A 20592-nucleotide genomic window follows, 5' to 3' on the forward strand; every position below is an offset into this window, starting at 1 on the left:
TCAGGCATTTTTTCGGAAGCTGGCACGCTCCGTGCACAAGCCCTGTCAGGAGCGCGGGATTTTTCCTTGCTTCACATGAGTTCAACGCAGCATTTCAACAAAGGAGATTGCATCATGGCAAAACTTCGTCAGGCCGCCATCTACGGCAAAGGCGGTATCGGTAAGTCTACCACCACCCAGAACCTCGTCGCCGCCCTGGCCGAGATCGGCAAGCGGGTGATGATCGTCGGTTGTGACCCGAAGGCCGACTCGACCCGCCTGATCCTGCACAGCAAGGCGCAGAACTCGGTGATGGGTCTGGCCGCCGAAGCCGGTTCGGTCGAGGACCTCGAACTCGAAGACGTGATGTCGGTCGGTTACGGTGGCATCAAGTGCGTCGAGTCCGGTGGTCCTGAGCCCGGCGTCGGCTGCGCCGGTCGCGGCGTGATCACGGCCATCAACTTCCTCGAAGAGGAAGGCGCCTACGACGACGACCTCGAATTCGTGTTCTACGATGTGCTCGGCGACGTCGTCTGCGGCGGTTTCGCGATGCCGATCCGCGAGAACAAGGCCCAGGAAATCTACATCGTCTGCTCCGGCGAGATGATGGCCATGTACGCCGCCAACAACATCGCCAAGGGCATCGTGAAGTACGCCAACTCGGGTGGCGTGCGCCTCGCCGGCCTGATCTGCAACAGCCGCAACACCGACCGCGAAGACGAGCTGATCATCGCGCTGGCCGAGAAGCTGGGCACCCAGATGATCCACTTCATCCCGCGCCACAACATCGTGCAGCACGCCGAAATCCGCCGCATGACGGTGATCGAGTATGACCCGACGGCGCCGCAGGCCGACGAGTATCGCACGCTGGCCAAGAAGATCGTCGACAACAAGAACTTCGTCATCCCGACGCCGGTGACCATGGACGAACTCGAAGCACTGCTGATGGAGTTCGGGATCATGGAAGCCGACGACGAGTCGATCATCGGCAAGACCGCGGCGCAGCTCGCCGCCGAAGCCCTCGCCGCCGCTTGAGTCGTCGCGCACGGGTTTGACCCGGCAACACCATCGCAACCCTCGGGTGCCGTGTACGCATGAGTGCCGGCACCCCACAAGGAGAAGCAGGATGTCTGAATTGACACGCGAAGAAACCGAGGCCCTGATTCAGGAAGTGCTCGAGGTTTATCCCGAGAAGGCCAGGAAGGACCGCGCCAAGCACCTGGCGGTCAACGACCAGTCGGTCGAGCAATCGAAAAAGTGCATCACCTCCAACCGCAAGTCGCTGCCCGGCGTGATGACCGTCCGCGGCTGTGCCTACGCCGGTTCGAAGGGCGTGGTCTGGGGTCCGATCAAGGACATGATCCACGTCTCGCACGGTCCCATCGGCTGCGGCCAGTATTCACGTGCCGGACGCCGCAATTACTACGTCGGCACCACCGGTGTCGATACCTTCGGCACCATGAACTTCACCTCGGACTTCCAGGAGAAGGACATCGTTTTCGGCGGCGACAAGAAGCTGGCCAAGCTGATCACCGAAATCGAGCAGTTGTTCCCGCTGCACAAGGGCATCTCGGTACAGTCCGAGTGCCCGATCGGCCTGATCGGCGACGACATCGAGGCGGTCGCCAAGAAGGGCGCCAAGGAAATGAACAAGCCGATCGTGCCGGTACGCTGTGAAGGCTTCCGCGGCGTTTCGCAGTCGCTCGGGCACCACATCGCCAACGATTCGATCCGCGACTGGGTCCTCGACAAGCGCGACGGCCAGCCCTTCGAAGCCACGCCCTACGACGTGTCGATCATCGGCGACTACAACATCGGCGGCGACGCCTGGTCTTCGCGCATCCTGCTCGAGGAGATGGGCCTGCGCGTGGTCTCGCAATGGTCCGGTGACGGCACGCTGGCGGAAATCGAAAAGACCCCGAAGGTCAAGCTCAACCTCCTGCACTGCTACCGCTCGATGAACTACATCAGCCGGCACATGGAGGAAAAGTACGGCATTCCGTGGCTGGAGTACAACTTCTTCGGCCCGACCAAGATTGCCGAGTCGCTGCGCGCCATCGCCGGGCATTTCGACGACACCATCAAGGAAGGTGCCGAGCGGGTGATCGCCAAGTACCAGCCGATGATGGAGGCGGTGATCGCCAAGTACAAGCCGCGCCTGCAGGGCAAGACGGTGATGCTCTACGTCGGCGGGCTGCGCCCGCGGCACGTCATCGGCGCCTACGAGGACCTCGGCATGAAGGTCATCGGCACCGGCTACGAGTTCGCGCACAACGACGACTACGACCGCACGATCAAGGAAATGGGCAACGCCACGCTACTCTACGACGATGCCACCGGCTTCGAGCTCGAAGAGTTCATCAAGCGCATCAAGCCCGACCTGGTCGGTTCCGGCATCAAGGAGAAATACGTCTTCCAGAAGATGGGTATCCCGCTGCGCCAGATGCACTCCTGGGACTACTCCGGTCCGTACCACGGCTACGACGGTTTTGCGATCTTCGCCCGCGACATGGACATGGCGATCTCCAACCCCTGCTGGAGCAAGCAGACCCCACCGTGGAAGAAACTCCCGGAAGCTGCTGAAACGAATGAGCTGAAGAAGGTCGCCTGAACGAGGTTTCCCTCAACTTGTGCCTGCGTCCACAAATGGGTGGCGCAGGCAAAGGAGATGAAGATGCAAACTGTAGATGACATCAAGCCCTGCTACCCGCTGTTCCGCGAGGAAGACTACAAGGTCTCGCTGAAGAACAAGCAGGATCTGTTCGAAGAGCGCCACTCCCCGGAAAAGGTTCAGGAAGTCTTCCTCTGGACGACGACCCAGGAATACCAGGACCTGAACTTCAAGCGCGAGGCGCTGACCGTCGATCCGGCGAAGGCCTGCCAGCCGCTCGGCGCCGTGCTCTGCGCCCTGGGTTTCGAGAAGACCCTGCCCTATGTGCATGGTTCGCAGGGCTGCGTGTCGTACTTCCGCACCTACTTCAACCGCCATTTCAAGGAACCGATCTGCTGTGTCTCGGATTCGATGACCGAGGACGCCGCCGTCTTCGGGGGCCAGAAGAACATGTTCGACGGCCTCGAAAACGCCAAGGCGATCTACAAGCCGGAAATGATCGCGGTATCGACGACGTGCATGGCCGAGGTCATCGGTGACGACCTCAACGCATTCATCAACAACGCCAAGAAGGAAGGCTTCGTACCCGACGAGTTCCCGGTCCCCTTCGCGCACACCCCCTCCTTCGTCGGCTCGCACGTCACCGGCTGGGACAACATGTTCGAGGGCATCATGCGCTCGTTCACGCTGAACACCATGGCCGACAAGGCACCGGGCAAGAACGGCAAGCTCAACTTCGTTCCCGGCTTCGAGACCTACCTGGGCAACTTCCGCGTCATCAAGCGGATGATGGCCGAAATGGGTGTCGACGCGACGCTGCTCTCCGACCCCACCGAGGTGCTCGACACGCCGGCTGACGGCGAGTTCCGGATGTACGCCGGCGGCACCACGCAGGCCGAGATCAAGGATGCGCCGAACGCCATCAGCACCTTCCTGCTGCAGCCCTACCAGCTCGACAAGACTAAGAAGCTGGTCGAGAACACCTGGAACCACGAGGTGCCCAAGCTCAACATCCCGATGGGCGTGGACTGGACCGACGAGTTCCTGATGAAGGTCTCCGAGCTGACCGGCAAGCCGATTCCGGAGTCGCTGGCCACCGAGCGCGGCCGCCTGGTCGACCTGATGTCCGACTCGCACGCCTGGCTGCACGGCAAGAAGTTCGCGCTCTACGGCGACCCGGACTTCGTCATGGGGATGGTCAAGATTCTCTTCGAATGCGGCGCCGAACCGACGCACGTGGTCAGTCACAACGGCACCAAGCGCTGGTTGAAGGCGATGGAGAAGATGCTCGCCGAGAGCCCGTTCGGCGCCAACGCCAAGGCCTACACCGGTCTCGACCTGTGGCACCTGCGTTCGCTGTGCTTCACCGACAAGCCGGATTTCCTGATCGGCAACAGCTACGGCAAGTTCATCCAGCGCGATACCCTGCACAAGGGCAAGGCCTTCGAGGTGCCGCTGATCCGCATCGGCTTCCCGCTGTTCGATCGTCACCACCTGCATCGCCAGACGACGGTGGGTTACGAGGGGGCCATGCAGGTGGTCACCACGCTGGTCAATGCGGTGCTCGAACGTCTCGACCAGGAGACCATGGGCATGGCCACCACCGACTACAACTTCGACCTGGTGCGCTGAAGCCGCGCGTGCACCGCAGCCGGGCGGGGACGCTTCGCCGTCCCCGTCGCCAACCGCAAAGGGAAGTTTCATGGCCAACATCATGGTCCGCAAGGATGCCGCCGGTGCCTACTCGTTCTACCTGCCGAAGCGCGATCTGGAGGACGCCATTGTTTCGATGGAGTTCGACAGCGCGGACAAGTGGGGCGGCGAGATCCGTCTCAACAACGGTGGCGCCTACTACATCGAACCCCAGGCGCTGCCTGGACGCTTCCCGATCTCGCTGCGCGCCAGGCGACTGGACGCGCCCGAGTAATCCATCTCACGGAGAGTCACACCATGGCAATGAAAATCATCCAGGCCGAATGCACCTCTTGCGGCGACTGCAAGCCGGTCTGCCCGACCAGCTCGATCACCAGCAAGGCCGGCATCTACAAGATCAACGTCGACACCTGTACCGAGTGCGAGGGTGAACACGATTCGCCGCAGTGTCTCGACGCCTGTCCGGCAGGCGAGTCCTGCATCGTCTTCATCTAGGCCGCCAGGGAGACGCCGATGGCGCAGTCGATTACCCGCGAAGCCGCGCTGCGCGTGGCGCTCGCCGCCCGCGAGCTGGGCAGTCTGTCGGCCCGGGAGCTGGTCTCGGCGCTGGTCGAGCGACTCGACCTGCCGCTCACCGAGGCCAAGCTCTCGACGGTCACCGTCGCCGACCTGCAGGTCCTGCTGCAGGGCGACGACGTGGTCGAACCGGATGTTCCGAAAGAGCAGCTCAAGCAGGCGGTGCGCCTGCTGTGGGGCGAAGGCATCACCAACAGCGAGCTGCCGGCGGTGGCCAGCTACAGTGAAGGCGAAATGCCCGAATCGATCCGCGTCGCCTGCGCTTCGAATCGCGAGCAACTGCTCGACGGGCACTACGGTTCCTGCGAGCGCTTCCTGATCTACCAGGTGTCGCCGAGCGAGGTGCGCTTGATCGGCGTGCGCCCGACGCTGGAGGCGGACCACGCCGAGGATCGCAACGTCGCGCGCGCGGCGCTGATCGGCGACTGCCAGATCGTCTACGTACAGTCGATCGGTGGCCCGGCAACGGCCAAGGTGGTACGCGCCGGGGTGCATCCGGTAAAGGTCTCCAGCCGCGACAACCCCGGCGCGACCGCCGCCGCGACGCTCGCGCAGCTGCAGCAGGCGCTGCGCCACCCGCCGCCCTGGCTGGCGCGCATCATGGGTGTCGAGGCCGGCTCGCTGACCCGCTTTGCCGCGCATCTCGCCAGCTCGGACGCATGATCGCCGCGGCGCTGCTCGAAGCGGTCGCCACGCACGTCGGCGAGGCGACCGCCAGCCTGCCGGCCGCCGAACTGCAGCGGGACTTGCGGGCGCAGTTCGCCGGTCTGCGGGTGGTCGTCTGCAGCGACGACGATCTGCCGCCGCGCGCGCAGCCGGCTTTCGGCAACGCCCACTGCAACCTCTATTACCTCGATGCCAGCGCGCATTGCGTCACGCTCACCGCCGACGCCGAGGTCGCGACCGGACTGGTGGTGGGACTGCGCGGTGAGGATGCCGACTGAGCGCGACGACGCTCACCGCGCGCCGCTGGCGCAGGCGCTGGCGCCGCCCTGCGGCGACTGTCGCTACGCGGCGACGTTGCTCGCCGGTGGCGCCTGCGATCCCGCGGCGGTCTGTGTGCGGGCCTTGAGCGGGCAACGCATCGACCGCTTTTTCCGGCGTCACCCGCAGGAAGCGGCAAGCTGGCTGGATGATGGCTTCTGGGAGCGGCGCGCGATCGCCGCACGTTACGCGCCGCTGCCGGCAGTGACGGCGCTCACCGCCGACGCCGATGAAGTCGTGCGCCGCGTCGTCGCCTCGCGCCTGCCGCCGGCGGCGGCCATCGCCCTGGCCAGCGACCCCGATCGCGAGGTGCGAATCACCGTCGCGCATCGGCTCGACGCCGAACAACTCCTGTCGATGGCCGCCGACCCCGACTACATGGTGCGCGTGGTCGTCGCGCAGCGACTGTCGCACGGCAAGTTGCCGCGGCTGGCCGACGACCCCGAGCGCGAGGTGCGCAAGACCATTGCCCGCCGCCTGCCGGCCTTCGCCCTGGCGCGCCTGCTCGACGACCGCGACGCCGAGGTGCGGCGCATCGTCGCCGAACGCGCCCTGCCCGAACACGCGGCGCGCCTGCTCGACGACAACGACTGGCTGGTCCGCCTGGCGGCGGTCGGCCGCGCGCCCCTTGATGCCCTGGCCAGCCGCCTGGAAGATCCCGAGCCCGAGGTGCGTCAAGCCGCCCGGGAACGCCTGCAGCAAAGTCACTCAACGCCGGAGAACAGCGAATGAATAGCGTGTCACATTGGGAGGAACTGTCGCACAAGATCGCCGAGCTCTGCGTGCGAACCCCGGCCACCATGGGACCTGCCATGTTGGCCAGGGAACTGGCGCCGCTGGCGCCCGCACTCACCTTCCGCGAAGTCCTCTCGCGCGGCGGCTGGTATCGCCTCGGCGGCGTTGTCGACGCTGCCAACGCGCATCTCTCCGACCATCTGGAAACCTGGGCCGAACTCGAACTCGCCGCCCACGACGACGACATGGCGGCGCTGTGCGACGCCTATGCCGACCTCGGCCTGCGCGCCACCCGTCTCACCGGCCGTACGCATTATTTCGTCGCCGCCACCGGTCCTGGGGCGGCCGATTTCGTGCAGATCGAAATCGAGGAACTGCAGGAAGTGATCTGCCATCCCCTGTTCGCCACGGAAACCCTGCCGTCGAGCATCGAGGAACTGGTCGACCCGCGCAGCGCGGACCCGACCTGCTGCGCGGGGGCCGAACCGATCGGAGCGCCGTTCCTGGTCCTGCGTCGCCTGACGCCGGTGGACACCTTCCTCGGCCGCATGCGCGCGCAGAAGCCCGACCCGCAACCGATCCATCGTTTCGTCGCGGCCTGGGAAGCGAGCAGCGCCGGCGCGGCGACGCAGTTTTCCCACCACTGGGTGATCGTCGTGCGCGAGCACATGGACCGTTACCGGCAGCCGGTGCTGCATGCCACGCCGGTTGCCGCCCTGAACGGCACACCGCCGAAGTTCGGCGCCAGCTTCGGGATGCAGGGACTGGCCCTGCACGACAGCATGATCCGCTACGACAAGGCCGTCGGCTACCCGATGGCCTGGTTCTTCCACATGCTGACCACCAGGAGCGCACCGCACGCTCTGGCCAACGCGGTCATCGACGACGTCCAGGCCGGTTTTCGCTACCTGCCCGATCGCGACGTCGAAGTGGTCAAGGAGTGGCTGTACACTCCTTACGGCTTCTGAGCAGGACCCGGCTCGGCGAGACGCGCACGGCAGCCGTGCAGCCAGCGCCGCGCCGCGAACGGTCCTACAGCAGGCCGCGTTCGGCGAAAGACAGTGGTGGCGATTGCGCGGCGACGATGAAATGGTCGAGCACGCGCACTTCCACCAGCGCCAGGACCTGCTTGAGTTCGCTGGTCAGCAGTTCGTCGGCGCGCGAGGGTTCAGCGACCCCCGAGGGGTGGTTGTGCGCCAGGACCACCGCCGCGGCGTTGTGTCGCAGCGCGTGCTTCACCACCTCGCGCGGATAGACGCTGGTCTGCGTCAATGTGCCGCGAAACAGCTCTTCGGCAGCGATCAGGCGATTCTGCGCATCCAGCCACAGCGCGAAGAACACCTCGTGCTGCAGCCCCGCGAGATGCAGCCGCAGGTAATCGCGCACCGCCGCCGGAGAAGAAAAGCCGATTCCCCGGCGCATTTCCTCGCCCAGCGCCCGCCGCGCCATTTCCAGGACCGCCTGCAATTGCGCGAATTTCGCGGGCCCCATGCCGGGCACCGCCGAAAAGTCGGCCTGGCTGGCCGCGAACAGGCCGTTCAGCCCGCCGAAGCGGCTGATCAGCTCACGCCCCAGATCGACCGCGGATTTTCCCCTGCAGCCGACACGCAGGAAGATCGCCAGCAACTCGGCATCCGACAGCGACGCGGCACCGTGCGCCAATAGGCGCTCGCGCGGTCGCTCGTCCTCGGGCCAATCGGTAATCGCCATGTCTTCACCTCACCAGTCGAAAGCGCCTTCCGGCATTCCACGCCCGACCACAGCTACTCGCTGCGGCCTTCCGATTTGCCCTGATTCTCGACCAGTTCTTCCGTATGGCGATTGGCTTGCTGCGCCAGCAGTTCGAGCGACATCCCCGGCAACCCATGCCGTCGCCACTCGGTGTAGTTGAAGCGATCACGCGATACCGCGACCATGAAGCGTTCGGCTTCCACCAACCCGAGGGCACTGATCAACGCCTGCATTCCGGCGATGCGAATTTCTGCCTCAGTCTTCATACCATTTCTCCAGACAAGACACCGCTTCCATGGGGAAAAGCACCCTGACTCTGCCAAACTGCCGCAACCGTTTGCTGAACCGGTCATCAGTCGTCACAAGAATGTCCGCTTTGCCGACGATGGCCGAGGCGGCGTGCAAAGCGTCATATTCACCGATGCCAAACACCATCGCCTCACGGGCAAGGTCCACCACTTCAGCATCCGCCATGACACATGTCACCGCCAGTTGTCGCCATTCCCGTATAGCCCGCAGGTGCTCTTCAAACGGATTTTGGGAATTCTCGAAATCCAATGAAGAAGACCACAGCAACTCGCATTCGCCGGCGCGAATTCTCTGCTGAATCACCAGCTTTGCCTCAGTCTCCAGTCGAATCCGAGTTTGCGACTGATCATCGTATGGCCGGTTGAAGCAGCAAAGGTCTAGATAAAGTCGCATTTGTTCAATTCTGTGCGAGTGCCGAAGCTCATTGATCCTGAACCCCGCAAGTCAAGCTGGAGTCTGCCAAAGTGGCCAGATTATGAAAACGAATGTTCATCGGCGGATATCGGTGGCCGCCGCAAGCGGTCCGGAAGGCTCCGTTTTTGTGCTCAAGGTCGAATTGACTGGGGGGCCTGGAACATAAAAACTCACGACCTCATGCCCACTTTGTCTTTGATTCTGCCGCGCGGCATCACAAATAACCTTCAAGTCATAGCCATATTGTCGTGCATACTGCGCACGGAATGCATGAATTTCTTCAATAATCGGACTGGTAATCTTCATTCAGAGCCTCCAATAGTTCTTGTGGAGTACATATAACAGGTGGCGTGTAACCAAAGTCACGAATTACACTCTCAACGTTGACGCCGGTGACCGTAATGCGGTCATTGCTGGAACTTCCGGTGTTACATGTTATGCGCCATCTTCTTTAACTCGCATTCATAGGCCTCATACTCACCCAAGTGGGCGTGCATCAGGCTTTTCCAAAGTTTTCCATGATTTGGCACAGAGAAGTGGAGCAGCTCGTGGACGATAACGTAGTCCCATAGCTCGGGTCTCAGGTCGGGTAGTTCGTCGCTGAAATTCAAATGCCCTGCGGTAGAACACGACGCCCATTTGTTGCGCATCGGACGCACACCCAACCAGACGACCTTGACGTCCAGCTTGTCGGCCCATTGACGGACGCGCTGTTTGAACTCGCCTTTGTGATCGATCGGTTTCATATTTCTAGATCCGATCTTTGTGATCGATCGGTTTCATATTTCTAGATCCGATTCGCCTTCTCCAGCAGGGTGAACAGTTCGTCGACCATAGCGGTCACCTGGTCCAGGTTGTCATTTTCCGCAAAGATGGCGAAGGTCACTTGCTTGCGGAGTTCGCGTATGGCATTTTCGCTCCGCTGCCAGTTCGGAAACTCGGTGAAGGCCTTGCGAATCTTCCGGCTGACGGCCTCTGTGTTATGGATCTTCGCGTCGAGCAGGCGACGATAGACGAAGTATGTCAGGCCATCGAATGACTTTTCGGCTTGTACCTTCTTCCTCGTTTCGTTGCTTTCCACTTCGCGCAACAATTCGGCCAAGGCCTCGGCAGTGCTGGTTTGGCGGTTCTCGAAGTCCTCCTGCACGGCCCTGGCGCGCTCGGCCATGGCGATGAGGTAGGGGTCATCGCTGTTCTCCTCGGCCAGTTTTTCAATGCTCTTGATCAGGTTGATGACTTTGCTGCCATCCCCGCCGCTCTTGTTCTTGATCAGCTCGATGGTGTTGCCATTGATTGCGACAATCTCACCCAAAACGCCCACGCCATAACTACCGACCTGCTGCTGCACCAGATGGCTGGTCTTGGCCTGAAACTCGCGGTCGACCATCATGGTCCTGGTATAGGCCTTACGGACGACCTGATAGATCGCTGATAACGTTCGATAGTCGTCAATGTACGGGCGCAGGAAGGCATCGGGCGAGATGATCTCGTAGAGCATCTCGACCTCCTTGTACTCCTTGAAGAATGCCTTCCGCCACTCGGGATCGCGGAAGTGCTCGATGAGCGTGTCCACGTCCTGGTCGTTGAAATTGCGCTCGATCAGGCCGAGGTAGACGGGGGCCCTGGACTCCATCTTGTTCCTGAACAGCACCTTCAGCAGCTTGAGGTCCTTGAGGATGGCGTTGATCTCGTCGCTGTCGAAGGCGAGTGCCTTTTCGAGCTTGTCGAAGATGCCGATAAAATCCAGAACGAAGCCGTGGGGTTTCACCATCTCCTGCGCCTCGTTCTCGTAGGGTCGGTTCACCCGCGCGATGGCCTGCAGCAGGGTATGGTCGCGCATCGGCTTGTCGAGATACATGGCGTAGAGCACGGGCGCGTCGAAGCCGGTGAGCAGCTTCTCGGTGACGATCAGGATTTTCGGTTGCTGATCGAGCTTGCCGAAGCGCTTGCGAATCTGCCGCTCCTTCTTCGGGTCGAGGTGGAATTCCTTCAGCAGCCTGGAGTCGTTGTTGCTGCCGGTGTACACGACTTCGGAATACTCGGGCGGCAGGAACTGGTCGAGGGCGTGCTTGTAATGCGCGCAGGCTTCGCGGTCCACACCGACGAGGAAGGCCTTGTAGCCGAGTGGCCCGACGTTCTCGCGGTAGTGTTTGGCGACGAACTGCGCCACCTTCTGGATGCGTTCCTTGCCCTTGAGAAAGTTTTTCAGGTTCACCGCCCGCTCGAGGATCTTGTTCAGCTCCTCGATTTCGGCGACGCCTTCGGCCTCGGCGAGGGAGAGGAACTCCTTGTCCAGCGTTTCATGCGGGACGAGCATTTCGTTGGGGGCGAGCTGGTAGTAGAGCGGCAGCGTCGTGCCGTCCTCGATGCTGTCGGCGATGGAATACTTGTGCAGGTAACCCTGGTCATCCTCGCAGCCGAAGGTCTTGAAGGTGCCCAGGCCATAAACGGTCTTGTCCACCGGGGTGCCGGTGAAGCCAAGGAAGGTCGCGTTCGGCAGGCCGGCCATGAGGAAGTTGCCGAGGTCGCCGCCGGTGGTGCGGTGGGCTTCGTCGATCAGGACATAGATGTTCGAGCGCGTGTTCAGGTTCGCCGGCATGTCGCGGAACTTGTGAATCATGGTCACGATGATGCCGCGGTAGTCGTCGCGCAGCAGCTGGTTGAGCCGGGCGATGCTGCTGGCGTGCTCCAGGTTGCTCAAGCCCAGCGCGGCGAGGTTCTTGAGCATCTGGTCTTCGAGCTCGTTGCGGTCGATCATCAGCAGGACGGTCGGCTTGTCCGCTGCGGGCGAGCGGAAGAGCCGCTCCGCTGCCTTGATCATGGTGAAGGTCTTGCCGCTGCCCTGGGTGTGCCAGACGAGGCCGCGCGTGCGCTGGGGATCGAGGGCGCGGCTGACGGTCGCCTCCACCGCGCCGGTCTGGTGCTGGCGCAGGATGTATTTGTTGAGTTCCTCGTCTTTCTCGGCAAAGACGATGTAGTCCTTCAGGAAGGCGAGCAGCTGCGTGATGGCGCAGAAGCTCTTCACCTTGGCCTCCAGCCGACTGGGGAACGGGTTTTCCAACCCGTTTCCTTCACCTTCAAAAGACGCACGGACATTCCTGTCCGTGATCAACTCACTCTCATACACGGGTTGGGAAACCCGTGTTCCCGCCTTTACCGGGTTTTCCCGGATATATTCAGCCACCTTGAAAAAGTGCCGTTCATTCCGAATCAGCCGGTCCCAATACTCATCCTGCCAAAGTGCCCCGGTCCTACCCATCCGCTTGTTGATCTCCCGCGCCGTGAATCCTTTCCACGATTTCAGGATCTCCGGCAGTGTGTGTTTGCCCAGAGGTCGAAACAGCACATGCACGTGATTCGGCATCACGACGAACGACGCGATCTCATAGCGTTCCCCCTCGAAGTGCCGCAACGCATCCGCGACGATCCGAGCGTTCGCCGTATCCTTTAGTACACACGCCCCGGCCCCCTGATCCAGCCACTCGTCGATCTGCCGGGAAAAACGATCGTGATACTCGGATTCGGTCTGCTCATCCCACGGCTCCGGATGAAGCGCAAGCCAAGTCGTTCGCTCCTCCTTCCACTGCTCCAGCATTGCCTTCGGCAGGGAATCACTCAGTCGCCAGGTCACAAAAACCCACTTCTCACCCTGCTGCCAATGGGGAAGGTTCCGCTGGTGCCTCTCGATTTCGGCGTCAGGATTGAAAAAAGGAGCACGGGCATTCCTGCCCGTGTTGTTGTCCAGACCAACGGGTTGGAAAACCCGTTCCCCTTTCCAGTTGAAGATGTTCCGCCGCACCGTGTTCCAGCTCACCCCGTAGGAAAAGCCGATGGCGTCGGTGGCGGTGAACAACTGCTGTGACACGAACAGTTCGGGCGTCTCGCGGTGGTAACGGCGGATCTGGTCCACCGCGAGGGCAATCGCCTCGTCCTTGTTGGCGTTCTTGCACTCGATCACCAGCACCGGGATGCCGTTGATCAGAAAGACCACATCCTCGCGCGTGCCGTAGTGGCCGTTGTGAAAGGCCCACTCCTCGGTGACCTCAAAAACGTTGCGCGCCGGATCGTCGTAATCGATCAGGATCAGGTCGCGCTCGCGTTTTTCCTCGTGGTCGAAGAACTTGCCCCGGTTGCGCAGGTGCTCGACGAATTCGCGGTAGCCGTAGATGTCGGTGTGGAGATGGCGAAAAACCCCAAGCAGGGCGCCTTCGGCCTCGGCGTAGCGCGGGTTGAACTCCCGCACTTTGGCGTCGAGCAGGTCGTCGAAGAAGAGCGAACGGTTTTTGGCGCGGTCGGCGGGGGGCACTTCCGGATCAAAGCCGCGCCGTCGTTCGGCTTCCTCTCTGGGCACAAAGGTCCAGCCGATGGCATGGGCGTAGCCGATGATCCGCGCCTGGACGGTTTTGTACTCGCCCGGTTTCATCGATAGGGCTTCATGAATAGGGTTTCAGATTCAACGTGCGCTGAATTTTTTCGCGCACCCCTTCAGGCACGCCTGCCGTTTCCGCAAACGATGGCCATTGCGCTACCGTCGCCTGCACCTCGGCAAGGATTTTCGCGGCGCGCCCCCGCTTCATCGAAGCCGTCCTGGCGCAGGCGTTGAAGTCCTCCAGCGTGAAATGGTCGCGTTTTCCATTCATCGTCATCTGATGGCTTGCCGTCCACGCCCCCGCAGGATTGAAGCTGTAGGTCATGTCAAAGGCCGGCGACAGCGACCACTCGCCGGATTTATTCATCAGGAAGGCAATATTCTTCACGTGGTCATCCTGATTGCGGGCCACGATGTTGAACACCATGCGCCGGAACAGTTGCTCGATGGCCTGCATGGGCAACTGCAGTTGCCGCATCACCAGCAAGGCCTGCTCGTAGCTGTGCGCGCCTGCCATGTTGAAGTCGTAGTGCGCCAGGGCGCAGAGCGACTGCATGTGAAGTTTTTCGCCGGTAGTCAGCCGATCAAAGCGGCGCGTCATGAAATGCGAGCGGCCATTCTCCTTGAACAGCCGGCATTCACTGATCTCAATGCCACAGTCGAGCGCCATCAGGTAATACGCATACTCGATCATCCCGTAGCCCTTCGGGTCTTCCAGTTCCTTGTCCTTGTTGCCACTGACGCCGTCAAATTTCAACAGCCAGTATTCAAATCCCTTGCCGGCCTTGACCTGGCCGGACCGAACTTCATTGGTTTTCGGGTTCCATGCGATGATCGCCTTCGCCCGCGCGCCCCCGGCGGATGTGCCCACGCGCAGAATATCCCTCAGCGCATCTTCCCTGCCTTCAGCCGCAAAAGATGCCTGCAAATTGTTCCGGTGGGCCAACACCTCCGATGCAAGCTCAACCAGCTTGCCGACCTCAATGGGTGTTGTCAGCTTCGCCCTGGGGCCGATGGCGGGGGCAAATTCCAGCGCACCCATGCCGCGTTCGCCGGTATAGCAAAGCCGCTCAACTGCGTTGAAGGAATTCGCTTGCCGCCCCTGCGAAGCCAGCCAGGCATCGATCAGCGCATTGCCGAATTTGTCCGGCAGCGAGTTGGCCAGCAGGCCGGGCAACCCGTGAAAAGTCGAACGGGAAAGCTCGGGGAAGCGGTACACGCGCCTGGAAAGCGGCATCACGATCGGCGCGACCTGAATGCCGCTTTGCGCGAATTCGGCATCGAATTCAAAGCTGGCGACCTCCTCCCCATCCTGCAGCGAGACCGCGCCGATGGTTTTACCCCACAGCCTGACTTCGGCCAGCGTGCTCATGGTTTCTCATCCCAGCGCCAGGGTTTGGCTGATTCTTTCTCAGCGCGGCGCCCCGACGCCCGTTGCCGGACCTTGCCCTTTTGCTTCAACAAATCCATCGGTCTGGGCCCGGACTCAGGTATCAGGCTATCCAGCCCGGATGCGGCGTCCAGCACCCGCAGCACCCGAACCAAAGTGCCCAACTGTGACGTCTGCCCGGCCTCCATGCGCTCGAGGGTGCGCTTGGCGATCCCCGCCTGTTCGGCCACGGCCGCCTGGGTGAGCTGCAATTCAACCCGGCGACCGGCAATCCGTGCGCCCAGTTCGGCGAGCACGGCATCATCGGTGAGTAGGCCAGTGATCTTCATGGTCGTAATTTATTGCGAGTTATCCAGATATACAGCCATATATCGTCAATTATTTCGATATATTGCCAAATAAGTAACCATCCCCCGGCAGAGCCGGGGGCATTCATTGTGTGAGCCGCTCAAAGCGGTTAAACAGGGTCGCTAACGCGACCCTGACTTTCTTGCGCCACCTAAAGGTGGCAAATCAACGCCATAGGCTCAGCTGATCCAGTCGCTTATCCTCGTGCTCCTGGTCCTGTATGTACCGCTGGATCACTGCTTCGTCTCGCCCAGAAGTCAAGTTTGTGAACGCGGGTCTTCGCAGTCATCAGTTCGTGAAGGAGGGTACGGAAGAGGTCCTGGAGTTGATTGCGTTTCTGGGTTGCCAGATTGATCTTCCGATCTGTCGCCAAGAATGCTGCCGCAATTTCCGACTGCTCTTCAACGGAGGGCAATGGAACTGGCCAAGGTTTAAGGAACTGAATGTTGATATTCTTCTGCGTGCCTTTGGGAGCGAGTCGGTCCATCTCCGGCTGCTGTGTGGTCAGGTAGTAGTTGAGAAACTCGGCGTGGAGAGTCTCATCGGGCGTAATTCCGATGAGGCTGTCCGGGCATGCGGAATCAAATTCTAGAATCCCGGTGAATCCGATATTGGCGGCGATCGTGATGAGAATGGTGCCAGCGGGAAACATCTTGCTGATGGCAAGACCATCCTCGTTGAGCGTTTGCGTGTAGGAACGGACGTAGCCATCGCAATTGGAAACGTCGCCTGTTTGAACGAAGGGATACTCGCCACCGTAGAAACGGGGGGCGTTGCGTGGGCGGTGTGAAAACTTACCGCGCTCGATCTTTGCGACCTTACCCAACCCCACCACCTCCCAGCTTTCGGGCATGGGGCCGATTTCGGTTTGTTTTTGGGGTTCGTTGCGGAGGCCTTCGGTGAAGAGCTTGTGCATGAGGGCCTTTTTCAGCTCGGTGGTGGTCTGAATGATCCGCTCCTGCGCTTCGATCGCCCGCTGCACCGTCGAAAGGATGTGCGCGATCTTCTTCTGCTCGGGGAGTGGGGGGAGCGGGATGAACCGGTCGCCAAGAACGGTTTTACTCAAACGCTGACGCCCCGTGCTGCCTTCCATTTTGCCCGCGAGGTCAGAACGTACTTCAGGGTGCAAAAGGTAGAAAAATAGGAAGAGCGTATCCGACTCTCCGTTCCTGCCCCGCATCGGGATCACCTCAGTCGTGGCATAAGCGAAGTCCGTCTCGATATCGACGATGGCCTGCTTGCCGTTCTCGAACGACGGAGTGATCTTGGCTACCATGAGATCGCCGTTTTCAACGTAGGTGCCGCTTCCGAGCTGAGACAATGGCTTGGGCATGAATTCAGATACGCGAATCCGGCCCAACGGGATTTGATCCATCGGGAAAAACGGGATTTCGTCGCCATTCTTCGAAAGGTCGAGACCGCGAGGCTTCGTGGTGAAGTCGAAGCACCCAGCAATGGGGCCGAGACTCCAATCGGAAGGAAATTGGAACTCCTCGATCCTCATACCCCGATCTTCTCCAGAATCTCCTTCAACACCATGTCCGTATCCTTCTTCGCGCTGCGTGCTTCGGCGGTCGCGCTATCCGCGCTCCGTTGGCTCCGTTTGGCGCTCACTTCTCGCCTCACTTCCGCTTGAGGTCTTTTTCGAGGTCCTCGATGGCCTTCAAATCCTCGGCGTCGGCAGCGATGGCTTCCTGCTGCCGGCGTTTGGCGTCGAAACTGTCGTAGCGTTCGGCGGCGATGGTTTTCATGTCCGCGTGGCTGACGGAGCCGGGGCCATCGAGCAGGGGCTGGTCGTTGGAAGCGAGACTGCGGTCCACGCTGCTGCGCCAGAATTCGAGGGTGAGGTCTTTCTGTTGTTTGGCGCGGAGTTCGGCCTGTTCGAGGAAGATGACGACGAGGCGGTTGAGGGTACGACTTCGTCTGCGCTGAGGTAGTTCTTGGCGATGAGGATGTCGTGCTTGCGAACGCGGGAGCCGCTCCAGGTGGTGAGCGCCATGTTGGGCTGGCTGGGATCGGCGCGGGCGATGATGAGCTCGGCGGCGGTCTGGCGGGTGGCGGCGTAGAGGAGTTTGTTCTGCACTTCGGCGAAGAAGAGCGAGGTTTCCTGTTCCCGGATCTGGTAGTCGCTGCTGAGAGCGAAGAGGTCGCGCACCTTCTGGTAAAAGCGCTTCTCCGACGCACTGATCTCGCGGATACGGGCGAGGAGTTCGTCGAAGTAGTCCCAGCCACCGGGGTTCTTGAGGCGCTCGTCGTCCATGACGAAGCCTTTGACGATCAGCTCGCGAAGTTGGGTATTGGCCCAGCGACGGAATTGGGTGCCACGGGGCGATTTGACCCGGAACCCGACAGCCAGAATGGCATCCAGATTGTAGTAGGCCACGTCGTAGGATCTGCCGTCGGCGGCAGTTGTCCGGAAATTCCGGACAACTGAGTCCTGGTCGAGTTCGCCTTCCTCGAAAAGGTTCTGGAGGTGTTCGCTGATGGTTTTCTTCGACCGGTCGAACAGCTCTCCCATGCGCGCCTGCGACAGCCACACGGTCGCATCTACCAGCCGACATTCAATCCAGGCCCGGCCATCCTCGGTCTGGTAAATGACCAGATTGCCTGTGGGTTCGTTGCTCATTTGGCCACCCCCAGTTGCTGGAGAATCTTTCGCAGGGCCTCGTCCATTTCCCGCGCCTCGGCTTCGATGACCTTCAGTTCCTCGACGATCTCCGCGATGGGCCGGTATGTTTCGGCGTCGCTGGTGTGGATGTAGCGGCTGGGGGAGATGTTGTAGTCGTTCTTCTTCAGTTCGGCGTGGTCGACGATGCGGCTGAGTTTTTCCGCTTCCGTCCAGCCGATGAGGGTATCGGCGATGCGCTGGATGCCGGCTTCGGGGATGAAGTTCTTGGGGTCGCCCTTTGCGAAGACCTGGCTGGCGTTGACCAGGAAAACCTTGCCCTGCCGCTCCTTCGGCTTGGCCTTGTTCAGAAACAGGACGATGCCCGGGGCGGTGGTGTTGTAGAACAGGTTTTCCGGCAGGTAGAGCACGCTCTCGACAAGGTCGTGGTCGACAAACCACTGGCGGACGGTCTTTTCCTTGTTGGTGCCGGCATTGCCCGATCCACGGGAGGCGGCGCCGGTGTCGAGGACGACGGCGGCGCGGCCGGTGGCATTGAGGCTGGCGTGCATGTGCTGCACCCAGCCCCAGTCGGCGGAAGATTTGCCGGGGAAGCCGGCCCCGGCGGGGAAGCGGTCGAGTTCGTCGTTGTCGTAGTCGGCCTCGGTGAACCAGTCCTGGTTCCACATGGGATTGGCGACGACGCGGTCGAAGGTGCGGAGCTTGCCTTTGCTCCGGAATTTGGGGTTCTTGAAGGTGTCGCCGATCTCGATCTGGCCTTCCATGTCGTGGATGATCATGTTCATGTTGGCCATGGCCCAGGTCTCGGCGATGTATTCCTGGCCGTAGAGCTTGAGGGGGGCGAATTGTTTTGATTGCCCCCTCACCCCTACCCTCTCCCCCGTTCGGGGCGAGGGGGAAGAGGCGGCCTCTTCCATCGCGAACTCGCACTTGATCAGCAGGCCGCCGGAACCGCAGGTGGGGTCGTAGATTTCCATGCCGGGCTCGGGCTGGAGGACGCGCGACATGATGGTGCCGACCTCGGGCGGGGTGTAGAACTCGCCGGCGCTCTGGCCGCCGCCCTCGGCAAACTTGCGGATGAGGTATTCGTAGCTCTTGCCGATGATGTCGGCCTCGACGTCGTCGAGCCCGAGACGCTTGGTGCTGATCGCCTCGATGAGGTTCGAGAGGCGATCGTCGTCGAGGTCGCGCTGGCCGTGCGTGGTGGCGTTGAAGTCGACGCGGTCGATGATCCCCTGCAGCAGCGGGTTTTCCCGGGCGATGGACCGCATGTGGGTGGTGACGCCTTCGCCGATCCTGTCGGAGAGCTTGCGGATGACGGACCAGACGGGCTGCTCGGGATCGTCCGGCACGAGCGGGAGGTAGAAGCGGACGAGCTTGTGGTCGGCCCTGGCGAGCTGGAAGGCCTTCTTGCGCGAGCCGACTTCCTTGGCGATGCGGTTCAGCTCGTCGTCGAAGACGCCGCAGAGGCGCTTGGTGAAGATCAGGGGGAGGATGTAGTCCTTGTATTTCGGCGCGTCCTTGGCCCCGCGGATGGAACAGGCGGCGTCCCAGATCCAGGATTCGAGGGATTTTCCGCTACCGTTATTGCTCGCCATCAGCGTTAGGTGATTTCTACGATAGTTCATACCGTGCTGACTGGTCGGATCAAGATGTCCCACTTGGGTAGGAGCGGGTGACGTTCCAGCCGGGACTCGACCGATTGCATAGCCTCCTTGGCCACCGTGACTCCTTTCTCGTAGACCGTGCGGCTCAGTTCGACGACGGGATGAACGCCTTTCCAGGTCATGGTCTTGGCCCACTCCAGCATCGTTTGGGTATCGGTCAGCTTGGCACCGTTCCAGTGCTTTTCCAGGATTCCCCAGCAACGCTCCACCGGATTGTATTTGCTGTGGTATGGCGGATAGTAGAGGAGGCGGATGGACCTGCCGATGTGATCGGCGAACTGGACCATGCGCTTGAGGAATTGCGTACGCCGGCCATTGCTCTCCGGTCCGTTATCGGCCTTGATCTGGAGGTGTGTGACGCGAGCACGCTCCTCGGGTGCTTGACGCTCCCACCAGGCGTAGAGACTGTCGATGATGAAATCGCTGGTCTTCGCCGAGCTTCCGAAGGACAGATGGAGAGACCCACTGTCTTCATTGACGACACCAAACGGCGTGTGTTTTTCCTCGCACCCCATGTCGTGGTCGGCAGCCCGGTGGTCACCCCGCGTCTTGCCGCCACGCGAGTAGTCGCCAATCTTCACCGTCGCCTTGCAGTCCATGCTCAGGCGCATGACGGCTTCGTCTTGGCTATCGCGGTCACGTTCCCGGATGTTGGCGAAAATGGCGTCGGTTTCAGGGACTTTTTTTGGGGTTTGGCCTTGAGCACCGGGCGCAACCGGTACCCGTTGCGATTCAACACTTTCGACATACCGCTTCGGGAAGGCAGGACATCGTCCGCAAATCCCTGTGCTCGCAACTGCTTGATGGCTTCCTCCGCCGTCAGGCGGGTGAACGACACGGTCGTACGAAAAGTCGGGTCTTGTTGCGCATGACTTTCCGCCAGTTCCCACAGGGCTTGCGCCACCTCGGGGTGTTTCTTCTCCCACAATTTCGCACCGCAGCAGAACGCGTGCAGCCCCAGACAGATGATACCCGTACGTTTCTCATGCAGACCGAGCTGCACGGCCTGCCGACTCCAGCCGAATACCTCCTCGGCACGCCGAGCACTGCCACTACAATATTTCAACGCCATCTCCGCCTGAAACGCCCTGCGCCTCGCCCCCGTCATCTTGCTCGCAGCAAGCCGGATATCTTCCAGGTGCTCGGCTTCAAGAGAAATCTTCCTTTCCGCTACCGTGGCGACTCCCATTCGCAAGACCT

The 20592-nt window shown here is 61.2% G+C and carries 19 protein-coding genes and 2 pseudogenes; 9 read left to right on the top strand and 12 right to left on the bottom strand.

The genetic code is table 11. From position 1 onward, the window contains the following. Positions 1–114: 114 nt before the first annotated feature. From nifH to AC15MQ_RS05795, 9 genes are all read left to right on the top strand, one after another. Positions 115–1014: a nitrogenase iron protein gene (nifH, locus tag AC15MQ_RS05755; RefSeq protein ID WP_287655631.1), complete on the top strand. Its 900-nt coding sequence runs from the start codon at positions 115–117 to the stop codon at positions 1012–1014. Between the two features lie 91 nt (positions 1015–1105). Further along, the gene (nifD, locus tag AC15MQ_RS05760; protein ID WP_483079603.1) at positions 1106–2590 is read left to right on the top strand and encodes a nitrogenase molybdenum-iron protein alpha chain; all 1485 of its coding nucleotides are present in this window, start codon (positions 1106–1108) and stop codon (positions 2588–2590) included. A gap of 63 nt (positions 2591–2653) precedes the next feature. Then, positions 2654–4222, top strand: coding sequence for a nitrogenase molybdenum-iron protein subunit beta (gene nifK, locus AC15MQ_RS05765; protein ID WP_287655633.1), 1569 nt, complete (start codon positions 2654–2656; stop codon positions 4220–4222). Between the two features lie 70 nt (positions 4223–4292). Next, a complete protein-coding gene (gene nifT, locus AC15MQ_RS05770; protein WP_287669219.1) occupies positions 4293–4517 on the top strand; it encodes a putative nitrogen fixation protein NifT in 225 nt (74 codons plus the stop codon). 23 nt (positions 4518–4540) lie between these two features. Beyond that, on the top strand, positions 4541–4738 hold the full coding sequence (locus AC15MQ_RS05775; protein WP_287655635.1) for a 4Fe-4S dicluster domain-containing protein: 198 nt from the start codon (positions 4541–4543) through the stop codon (positions 4736–4738). An 18-nt stretch (positions 4739–4756) separates the two neighbouring features. After that, entirely contained in the window at positions 4757–5482 is a 726-nt protein-coding gene (locus AC15MQ_RS05780; RefSeq protein WP_483079604.1) for a dinitrogenase iron-molybdenum cofactor biosynthesis protein, read from the top strand. Further along, the gene (locus tag AC15MQ_RS05785; RefSeq protein ID WP_483079605.1) at positions 5479–5763 is read left to right on the top strand and encodes a DUF6129 family protein; all 285 of its coding nucleotides are present in this window, start codon (positions 5479–5481) and stop codon (positions 5761–5763) included. Before AC15MQ_RS05780 ends, AC15MQ_RS05785 begins: the two co-directional genes overlap by 4 nt. Beyond that, complete coding sequence (locus tag AC15MQ_RS05790; protein ID WP_483079678.1) at positions 5753–6535, top strand: 4Fe4S-binding leucine-rich repeat protein; 783 nt, start codon at positions 5753–5755, stop codon at positions 6533–6535. Before AC15MQ_RS05785 ends, AC15MQ_RS05790 begins: the two co-directional genes overlap by 11 nt. Next, positions 6532–7506 carry a hypothetical protein gene (locus tag AC15MQ_RS05795; protein ID WP_483079606.1) on the top strand — a complete coding sequence of 325 codons (975 nt, stop codon included), beginning with the start codon at positions 6532–6534 and terminating at the stop codon, positions 7504–7506. The genes AC15MQ_RS05790 and AC15MQ_RS05795 overlap by 4 nt, the downstream gene beginning before the upstream one ends. A 64-nt stretch (positions 7507–7570) precedes the next feature. On the opposite strand, the gene radC is transcribed toward AC15MQ_RS05795, so the two are convergent. The 12 genes and pseudogenes from radC to AC15MQ_RS05855 form a co-directional block, all read right to left on the bottom strand. Continuing rightward, the gene (gene radC, locus AC15MQ_RS05800; protein WP_287655644.1) at positions 7571–8248 is read right to left on the bottom strand and encodes a RadC family protein; all 678 of its coding nucleotides are present in this window, start codon (positions 8246–8248) and stop codon (positions 7571–7573) included. 53 nt (positions 8249–8301) lie between these two features. Then, positions 8302–8535 (bottom strand): hypothetical protein, encoded by a 234-nt coding sequence (locus tag AC15MQ_RS05805; RefSeq protein WP_483079607.1) that lies wholly within the window; start codon positions 8533–8535, stop codon positions 8302–8304. Beyond that, positions 8525–8881: a PIN domain-containing protein gene (locus AC15MQ_RS05810; protein WP_287670540.1), complete on the bottom strand. Its 357-nt coding sequence runs from the start codon at positions 8879–8881 to the stop codon at positions 8525–8527. Before AC15MQ_RS05810 ends, AC15MQ_RS05805 begins: the two co-directional genes overlap by 11 nt. 186 nt (positions 8882–9067) lie before the next feature. After that, positions 9068–9298 (bottom strand): hypothetical protein, encoded by a 231-nt coding sequence (locus AC15MQ_RS05815; RefSeq protein WP_483079608.1) that lies wholly within the window; start codon positions 9296–9298, stop codon positions 9068–9070. 122 nt (positions 9299–9420) lie between these two features. Then, positions 9421–9738, bottom strand: a complete 318-nt coding sequence (locus AC15MQ_RS05820) for a M48 metallopeptidase family protein (protein WP_287655643.1) — start codon at positions 9736–9738, stop codon at positions 9421–9423. A 41-nt stretch (positions 9739–9779) separates the two neighbouring features. Further along, positions 9780–13415: an REP-associated tyrosine transposase gene (locus AC15MQ_RS05825; protein WP_483079609.1), complete on the bottom strand. Its 3636-nt coding sequence runs from the start codon at positions 13413–13415 to the stop codon at positions 9780–9782. A 10-nt stretch (positions 13416–13425) separates the two neighbouring features. Next, positions 13426–14733 (bottom strand): type II toxin-antitoxin system HipA family toxin, encoded by a 1308-nt coding sequence (locus tag AC15MQ_RS05830; RefSeq protein WP_483079610.1) that lies wholly within the window; start codon positions 14731–14733, stop codon positions 13426–13428. After that, positions 14730–15080, bottom strand: coding sequence for a helix-turn-helix domain-containing protein (locus AC15MQ_RS05835; protein WP_483079611.1), 351 nt, complete (start codon positions 15078–15080; stop codon positions 14730–14732). Before AC15MQ_RS05835 ends, AC15MQ_RS05830 begins: the two co-directional genes overlap by 4 nt. A gap of 215 nt (positions 15081–15295) precedes the next feature. Then, entirely contained in the window at positions 15296–16603 is a 1308-nt protein-coding gene (locus AC15MQ_RS05840; protein ID WP_483079612.1) for a restriction endonuclease subunit S, read from the bottom strand. 118 nt (positions 16604–16721) lie between these two features. Next, positions 16722–17725 (bottom strand): annotated as a pseudogene (locus AC15MQ_RS05845) (virulence RhuM family protein). Further along, complete coding sequence (locus AC15MQ_RS05850; RefSeq protein ID WP_483079613.1) at positions 17722–19323, bottom strand: type I restriction-modification system subunit M; 1602 nt, start codon at positions 19321–19323, stop codon at positions 17722–17724. Before AC15MQ_RS05850 ends, AC15MQ_RS05845 begins: the two are co-directional and overlap by 4 nt. Positions 19324–19349: 26 nt before the next feature. Next, positions 19350–20581: pseudogene (locus tag AC15MQ_RS05855) on the bottom strand (ISAzo13 family transposase). Positions 20582–20592 lie beyond the last annotated feature (11 nt).

Source organism: Candidatus Accumulibacter propinquus (genome assembly GCF_056856495.1).

What these genes read in the sequence shown, in the direction of transcription:
- AC15MQ_RS05785 (WP_483079605.1), top strand. Translation starts at nt 5,479, where the DNA reads ATGATCGCCGCGGCGCTGCTCGAAGCGGTCGCCACGCACGTCGGCGAG.
- nifK (WP_287655633.1), top strand. Translation starts at nt 2,654, where the DNA reads ATGCAAACTGTAGATGACATCAAGCCCTGCTACCCGCTGTTCCGCGAG.
- AC15MQ_RS05820 (WP_287655643.1), bottom strand. Translation starts at nt 9,738, where the DNA reads ATGAAACCGATCGATCACAAAGGCGAGTTCAAACAGCGCGTCCGTCAA.
- AC15MQ_RS05790 (WP_483079678.1), top strand. Translation starts at nt 5,753, where the DNA reads ATGCCGACTGAGCGCGACGACGCTCACCGCGCGCCGCTGGCGCAGGCG.
- AC15MQ_RS05775 (WP_287655635.1), top strand. Translation starts at nt 4,541, where the DNA reads ATGGCAATGAAAATCATCCAGGCCGAATGCACCTCTTGCGGCGACTGC.
- nifD (WP_483079603.1), top strand. Translation starts at nt 1,106, where the DNA reads ATGTCTGAATTGACACGCGAAGAAACCGAGGCCCTGATTCAGGAAGTG.
- radC (WP_287655644.1), bottom strand. Translation starts at nt 8,248, where the DNA reads ATGGCGATTACCGATTGGCCCGAGGACGAGCGACCGCGCGAGCGCCTA.
- AC15MQ_RS05850 (WP_483079613.1), bottom strand. Translation starts at nt 19,323, where the DNA reads ATGGCGAGCAATAACGGTAGCGGAAAATCCCTCGAATCCTGGATCTGG.
- nifT (WP_287669219.1), top strand. Translation starts at nt 4,293, where the DNA reads ATGGCCAACATCATGGTCCGCAAGGATGCCGCCGGTGCCTACTCGTTC.
- AC15MQ_RS05780 (WP_483079604.1), top strand. Translation starts at nt 4,757, where the DNA reads ATGGCGCAGTCGATTACCCGCGAAGCCGCGCTGCGCGTGGCGCTCGCC.
- AC15MQ_RS05805 (WP_483079607.1), bottom strand. Translation starts at nt 8,535, where the DNA reads ATGAAGACTGAGGCAGAAATTCGCATCGCCGGAATGCAGGCGTTGATC.
- AC15MQ_RS05830 (WP_483079610.1), bottom strand. Translation starts at nt 14,733, where the DNA reads ATGAGCACGCTGGCCGAAGTCAGGCTGTGGGGTAAAACCATCGGCGCG.
- AC15MQ_RS05815 (WP_483079608.1), bottom strand. Translation starts at nt 9,298, where the DNA reads ATGAAGATTACCAGTCCGATTATTGAAGAAATTCATGCATTCCGTGCG.
- nifH (WP_287655631.1), top strand. Translation starts at nt 115, where the DNA reads ATGGCAAAACTTCGTCAGGCCGCCATCTACGGCAAAGGCGGTATCGGT.
- AC15MQ_RS05825 (WP_483079609.1), bottom strand. Translation starts at nt 13,415, where the DNA reads ATGAAACCGGGCGAGTACAAAACCGTCCAGGCGCGGATCATCGGCTAC.
- AC15MQ_RS05840 (WP_483079612.1), bottom strand. Translation starts at nt 16,603, where the DNA reads ATGAGGATCGAGGAGTTCCAATTTCCTTCCGATTGGAGTCTCGGCCCC.
- AC15MQ_RS05795 (WP_483079606.1), top strand. Translation starts at nt 6,532, where the DNA reads ATGAATAGCGTGTCACATTGGGAGGAACTGTCGCACAAGATCGCCGAG.
- AC15MQ_RS05835 (WP_483079611.1), bottom strand. Translation starts at nt 15,080, where the DNA reads ATGAAGATCACTGGCCTACTCACCGATGATGCCGTGCTCGCCGAACTG.